At 60.9% G+C, this 7,452-nt stretch carries 2 protein-coding genes; both read left to right on the forward strand.

All coding sequences use genetic code 11. The annotated features are described in order from the left end of the window. The first annotated feature begins 200 nt into the window (after positions 1 to 200). Entirely contained in the window at positions 201 to 1,589 is a 1,389-nt protein-coding gene (locus IE244_RS43485) for an NsdA family TPR-like regulatory protein (RefSeq protein ID WP_506005189.1), read from the forward strand. A gap of 457 nt (positions 1,590 to 2,046) precedes the next feature. After that, entirely contained in the window at positions 2,047 to 7,260 is a 5,214-nt protein-coding gene (locus IE244_RS41240) for a cadherin repeat domain-containing protein (RefSeq protein WP_191878717.1), read from the forward strand. Positions 7,261 to 7,452: the final 192 nt, after the last annotated feature.

Consider the following 7,452-nt stretch of genomic DNA (forward strand, 5'->3'; position numbering starts at 1 on the left):
TCGCGGCCGGCCTCCGCCGCAACGCCCGCGACCCTCGCCGCCCCCTCACACTCCTCGGCCTCGGATGATCACGAACCGGGCAGCATGCGAATGCCGAAGCCCTGGGTGGTAACCGGCCACCACTTGGCTGATAATGCTTGTGGAGTCCTGCTGTCGAAAGGGGGTCCGGCCCATTGCAGCAACCCCCACTGGGCGGGAACATGTGCCCTCACCGCCTGAAAGAGCCGAACTATCGACTCCGCGAGCTGCTGGCGGAGAGCGGTTGGAGCGGCGAGGCCTTGGCGCGAGCAGTAAACGCGCTAGGAGCCCAGTGCAACCTCCAGCTGCATTACGACCGGACATCGGTGGCACACTGGCTTGCCGGATCTCGTCCGCAGTCCCGGGTGGCGCCCATCATCGTGGAAGTGCTGTCTCGACGTCTTGGACGTCCGTTGGGGTTGCCCGATGCCGGCTTGGCTGCACTGTGCTGTCCTCAATCACCGTCGTCCGCTGCGTCAACGGGGTTACGGGAACTGGCAGCTCTGGGAGCAGCGGATGCCGATCCGGGACGCCGCGGGGAACTTGAGGCCTTGGTGTACTCGCTCCACGCCCTTCATGATGTCCTCGGTCTGGATCACGGTCGGAAATCCTCGACCGTTTCGTCGCTCGAGACGACGGTTTTCAAGGGCAAGGGTCGTGAACTAGCGAGGGCGCCAGGGGATTGGGAGTGGGAGCAAAGCGGCATGGCGGAGGCCGCGTCTTTCTTCGCACGTCATGCGGACACCTTTGGTGGCGGCTACATCAGGACACCCCTTGCTGCCTACGTGGCTCGTGCTTCTTCAGTTTTGCAGGTCGCTAATCAGGCAAAGCCGTTGACGGCTCAAGTGGTGCTGCTTTCGGAACTACTGGCTCGGGCACATGCAGAATGTGGGGAGCATGGGCTAGCCCTTGCCTACTACCGTCTGTCTCTGCGTCTGGCGGAAGAGATTGCAGACACTGTGGGTGGCGCGCTTGCCCTGCGTGGCATGGCGGTGCAGGCGTTGGGGCTGGGGCATCCGCAGGAGGCGGTACGTCTGTGTCGCGTCGCGGCGCGGCGCGCCCCGAAAGGCGATATCGGGCTACAGGTGCATATAGCCGGCCCCTATGCGGCGGCCCTGGCCGCGGCCGGGCATCGAAATGCAACGTTGCGCCTGCAGGAAGTCAAGGACAAGGCGTTGACACGGTCGGCGACTTGGGACCTTGCTCCCATCGCTGGACAGCCAGTTGCTTTGTGGCATTACTACACTGCACTGGCTCACCACGCCCTGGGCGATCGACTCACCTCGGTGGCAAGGTTGCATCACTGTCTGGACAATCTTGAGCCGTACCGTCAGTGCAGCACCGCCGTGGTCCACGGCCGGCTGGCTCTCGAACTGGTCTCACTGGGACGTCTCACCGAGGCCACTCATCACGGCCACCTCCTGTGTGACTTGTACCCTCGCCTGCAATCCGCGCGCGTGCGGGACTATCTGGCTCACCTGCAGGCAGAGCCACGCATCCACCAAGGCCCCTCGGAGACTCAACGCCTCTGCGCCCGCATGGCGACTCTGCTTCGCCAGCCGCAGTTGTAGCTGAGCGGCTGGCGGCCAGCACCGCGACTGCAGTGACCAGCCGCGGCCGCGGTGCGCCTCGGCACCTGCGTGGGCTACCGATGCTCGCCTCGTGCGTATTAGGGGGGCAGGCGCCGGTTCTGGGGCAGAGTCTCGCCTTGGCCATCGCAAGGAGCCTTCTGGGGCACCTCGGCAAGCCGACGAACGGGGCTACCCGAGGTGGTTACCTGAGCATTCAACACGTTCAACGGTCCGTGGTTCGCGAGAACTTGTCAAGGGCGACGCAGGGTGGCTGTACTGGGCAAGAGCAAGCCTTCGTGGAGAAAACACGACCACGGCGACCGACGCGTCAGACTCTGGTGCGTACGCGTCTGCACACCTTTGTGCCGCTGCGGCAGCGGCATTCAGCTCACGAGGTTCCGGCGTCGATTCGCAAAATCAGGTTGGAATCTTAGGCAGGCCCAGTGGGAGTTGTGTCATGGGCATCGAGACGTTCCGAAACGGCGGGCCAATCTCTGACCAGAAGGTGACCCTGGACCCGCACCTGGAAGATCCTGCTTCGTTCTCGGTGACGACGCAGATGATGCAGGATGCAGTGCAGGCGCAAGGCGTGTCGGTGGCCGATGGATCAAACAAAGAGGCGCTGTTCGCTAACCCGTTCAAAAAGACTCGTGAAGAGGCGCTTGTCCTCGATGTGAAAAACCAGCTGACCTATCTGGAACGTACGGACGCCTCGGGTACGGGCTGGGTTCAGAATCCTGTGCTGAAAGATGAGACGAAAACGTTCTCTGAGGTAGTGATTGCGGTCCACCCCAATCGCAACGTGTGGGCGTTTTGCGTCCCCACGGTGCCGTCGGGTGGATCTTTGCTTCCGCCTGACCTGTTCATACTGAAGAAGGTGGGAGAGAAACCAGATGGCACCGCCTTGTGCTCGTGGGAGCAAGCTCCTTCTGATGCAATAGACGGCCAATTGCCGGCGATGAAATGGCTCTCGGTGTCATATTCCCCCGAAGGGGGGCCAACGGTCATCGGGCAGCCGCCAACTGGTTACACCTGCGTCGCTATTTCTCCAGTGGCTGGAGACCCGTCGTCGAATTTCCCCAAAAACGCTGCACGGAGATGGACCTTTACGCAGGGTCCCACTTTCACTGGGGCTGGACGCATCGTCGGAGGAGGCTACTACGACTCTCCGCTGCCTGAAGCTGACGGCATCTACGTCTACTACGTCCTAAACGACAAGACCCTGACCCGCATTTCGTTCCATGCGTCAGGTCCACCTTTCGACAATCATGAAGTCAGTACATCGGTGGCTGCTTTTTGTGGCACATGGAATGTTCCTCGTTTCCCGCATCGCTACCCCCAGACGGATGTGGGGTACATCTACCTGGACGGGCAGGGAACGCTCGTCACCGGCTATTTCCCGCCAACCTCGCCCCAGCAAAAGGCAGAACAGACAGTCAAGGGGCTGCAGTTCGTGACGGAAGGAGCGTCCGCACCCAGGTCGTGGCAGGACGCCGCCGGCCGGCTGCACATTTTCGGCATCACCAGGGAGTCGGATCCGAAGGGAGGCGGAACACTGCGCGTGCTGCACCAGTCCGCCTGGCAGTCGACGGGGGATGCCGAGACCTATCCAGTGTTCCCAGAGTGGACATCGGCTCGCCTAGCAGGTGCACCGACGGGTATCGCTGACTTCAGCCTGATGGATCGAGATTCCCGGCTGCTCGCGTTCGACTACACGAGCTCGAAGGCATCGAACTCTCTCCTGGCAGTCGATAACGCCACAGTGCAGATCATCACGCGCGCGACGACTTCCGACGACCCTTTCCGGACTGTTCTCACAGGAAGTCCCTCGGATCCTACGTACAGTGAAATGACACAGCATGTCGTCGCGTATGACTTCACCGGCTCAAAGATGCAGAACCATCTTCTTTGCTACCACCCCGACGCAACGGGACCCGGCCAAGACAAAGTACGGATCTACCGCAAGGGAGAAAAAGACACCTTCGAACTTGTCTACAAGGGCGCCGACATAGCCGGACTGGGGATCTATGACGAAACAATGCTCATGCCTTTCGACTACACCGGAACGGGCAAAAATGATCACCTGCTGTACTGCACCCCAATATGGCTGGCAGGTCATGCATACGTGCTCGCGTACCGCGACGGCGCCTTCCAAAGAGTGACAGACCGCCTGTCTACGCTTGGCGGATTCGACCTCAACAAGCCATTCTTCATGGCGGGGCTGGACTACAACAGCAAGGGAAGCAGTACCCATCTGCTGGCCTACCGGCCCGGTACGGGCAAGGTGTACGTGGTGACTTCGGACGGCAAGGGCGGCCTCACCGCAGTAATCCACAACGACACCGGTGGAATCGGCGGCTGGGACCTCGCGTTGGAGCAGGACCGATTGGTTCCCTTCGACTACACCGGTCAGGGCTTCAACGACCACATCCTTACCTACAGGCCTGCGCCCGGTCAGCAAGAGTGGGTCCTCGAGCGGATGGTTCCCTCGAACATCTACGTGCCCATAGTCCAGGGAACCAGCATGGCGGGCTACGACTTTGCCAGTCCGGACGACACGGTGACCCCCTACGACTTCTACGGCACCAGCGGCCTGCCGTTCCTCATCGCGTACCGGCCGGGGACGGGCAAGGTGTCGGTGTTCGGGCAACGGGGCGGCGAAATGGCGCCCGTCTATCAGGCCCCGCCGGGCCCGTCGACGCTGGTTACCGTGGGCCTTCAGGCCAACGTCGCCAGCTTCCTGCTCGACCCCCAGCCTGATTTCAAGCCGTCCGAGCTCATCAAGCTGCGCGACAAGAGCGCGGCAGAGGCCTACTGCCTCAACACCCAGGACATCAACACATCCCAGTGGCACATGGACAAGATCCGTCTCCCGCATGCCACCGAGCCAGCCACCTACATCGTCTCCCACTACGTTGCAGTCGCCACTCTGCTCAGCCTGGCGGGCCACCCGCTAACCGGGCACAACGTGACGGTCTCGGCAGACTCTTTGGTGGAAGTGCAGATCGGTGACATCTCCTATCAAGTAGGACCTGGTCGCGCGATCACCGCCACGACCAACGCCATGGGCAAGGTCGTGCTCTCCATTGCCGCCCGCGGGCTGAATCCGCCGGTCATACACCTGAATGCCGACGGCCTGGAAGCCGGCACCGCAATTGACTTCGCCGGGCCCGCCAATGACTTCCTCGCCGGCCACGGCACCCTCCCTTCGCAGAGGGGTCCGCTCACCCCCACACTGCTGCAGAACGCCAAGGCCCCCCCGAACCAAATCGAGAGCGTGGCACCGCACGCTGATCCCCCGCCGCCACTGGTGCCGAACTGGGACAGCTTGAAAGAACGCGGTCTGACCCCGCAGGTAGTGGTCGACCACTGCTCCAACGCCTACGCACAAGCAGCCAGCACTGACAAGACGGTTCGGCTCCACCTGGACGGGCTCGAAGAACCGCAGGCCGCTTACGGGTACGTCATCCAGCTCTGGGATCCGGACAGGCCTGCCTTTCAGGCCTTCCGCAGCCGTGACGAACTGGAGGCCTACAAGGCCTATCGCAACGGCCATCCCGCATATGGCGGCTGGTGGGACGACGCCGTCAGCTGGGCCTCCGATGTGTGGGAGGGCATCAAGTCCGGTGCCGCCCGGGTGGCCGAAGTCATCGTGGCCGCCGTCACCGAAGTCGCCATCTGGGTCGGCGAAGCCATAGTCTCCCTCGGCGAAATGATCATCGACTCGGTCGAACAAGCGGTCCAAGCCGTCGAGGCCGTCTTCCAGATGGTCGCTGACGCAATCTCTCGCGTCATTGACTGGCTCAAGTCACTCTTTGACTTCCACGACATTTGGGAAACCAAGACAGCGTTGCAGACCGGCTTCGTGAACGAGATACTCCCCATCATCGGAGCAACGTTCGGATATGTGGAAAATCTGAGTGCAAGTTGGTTCAACAGCCAGGTGGCTACGGTCCACAAGGCTTTTCAAAATCTGAAGGATAAGTACGGAGACGCGCGTTTGGGCGACTTCCAAAACAAGGTTTCACCGATTCCTACATCTTTCGCCCAAACCGAGGACGGGAAGCCTGTTGCCTCCGGTCGAGCAACCCAAGCAGCGGATCTCAACACTCCGCAGGCAAATTGGATGCTCAGTAAGGCCACAGCTCACGGCGGTAGCGGGCAGGGCCTCATCGGCCAACGCCCTGACGATGATGACTACTCCACGTTCATGGAGTTCCTGTTCGGGTCGACAGATTTCCTGTCGTTCACCGGCTCCCTGGAGAAGATAAGCGACCTGGTTTCCGGTATTTTCGCCCCGGACTCTCCCGAAAGTGCCAACCAATCGGCCCTCTCCGACTTCCTGGACATTCTCGAAAAAGTCATCGTAGAGGGGCTGACGGCTGCAGGCGCCACATTCGCCAACCTCTTGGCGTTTGCCAAGAAGGCCGGGACATCCTTCGAATTGTTCCTCCGTACCCCACTGGATCTCGGATTCGCCAACAGCCTGTACGGATGGGTGCAAGAGAACGCTGGGGGTGGCGATCCTCCAACCGTCCCGACCCTGGGAGACGTAGGCTTCCTGGTAGCCGCCTTTTTCGAAACAACGATCCACAAGCTGATCATGGGAGTGGACAGCACGCCGTTCCCGGGAGGGAAATTCCCTTCCATTCCTAAGCCGCCGTACATGCTTGAGTCGGCCGCCGTCACGGACATGGATCCGGACACGGACGAGGACGAGAACCTATTCCTGGTGCGACTTCAGGCCAGCACGATAGCCTGTGGCGTCCTCCAAGGTCTCTCAACGACGGTTACGGACCTGATCAACCCCATGGCGGACATTTTTGAGGAGGGCAGATCAGCCGAGCCGGTCAACTGGCTCGAAATAATCAACGGCTTCAATTGCATTGTTGGCGCATGGAACATAGCGGCGACCGCACCCCCTGTGCTGGGAACCGAATGGCTCGAAGCTGAAGGGGCGCCGCTGGCCAACTGGGTCATTGCCCTCTTCAAGTGGGCTCTCGATGCCCTTGGTACGGTGTTCGCCGAGACATGGGACAAGATCGGCCGGTCTACTTTGCTGAAGAATGCAGGCAAAACCGTAGTAAAGGATCTTGAGAAGGTCCACTCAATCATCGAGGGCTCGGCCGCCACGTTTGCCTTTGGTATCGGGGCTATCGTGGCCGGCGAGATCGCCGCCTCAAGGCTTCCGCCAGAAGTTCCGACGCAATTGAAGGACATCGCGTATGGGCAAGCTGCAGTAGCGCCATTCCCGTTGATCTGCCAGGTCGCCCGTCCGATCGCGCACAAATGGTTCCCCAAAAACTGGCAGCTTGCGGTCTGGGGTATGACCTCACTGATCGACGGACTCTCATGCGCAATCGGAAACTTGCTCATCGGTATTCCCGCTACCATAGAGCTGCTCAACGCACCAGACTTTAAAGGCGGCACCTATACGGTAAAGCCGTCCTTCACCCTGGACCTCACTGCAACCGGAGGAAGTGAAGGCATCAATAAGCCCTTGACATGGTCGCTTGTCAATGAAGTCGAGGGTGTCACCATCGATGAGAAGACTGGACAGCTGACAGGTAATCTGACCGTCAACCGTCAATACACCGTCAAGGTTCGCGTGACGGATAATTACCTGCCACCCCTCCACTCAACAGCTGATGTCGTCCTCAACGTCAAGTAGCCCGTGTCGGGTCCGTACGCCTGATCACCATGCTCAACGAAGGGCGCCACCCGCACCTCTACTGGCGTATCCGTACGTACCTGGCATGCAGGGCTTCGGCATTCGCATGCTGCCCGGTTCGTGATCATCCGAGGCCGAGGAGTGTGAGGGGGCGGCGAGGGTCGCGGGCGTTGCGGCGGAGGCCGGCCGCGA

The organism is Streptomyces filipinensis (assembly GCF_014649495.1).
GTDB lineage: Bacteria > Actinomycetota > Actinomycetes > Streptomycetales > Streptomycetaceae > Streptomyces > Streptomyces filipinensis.

What these genes read in the sequence shown, in the direction of transcription:
- IE244_RS43485 (WP_506005189.1), top strand. Translation starts at nt 201, where the DNA reads ATGTGCCCTCACCGCCTGAAAGAGCCGAACTATCGACTCCGCGAGCTG.
- IE244_RS41240 (WP_191878717.1), top strand. Translation starts at nt 2,047, where the DNA reads ATGGGCATCGAGACGTTCCGAAACGGCGGGCCAATCTCTGACCAGAAG.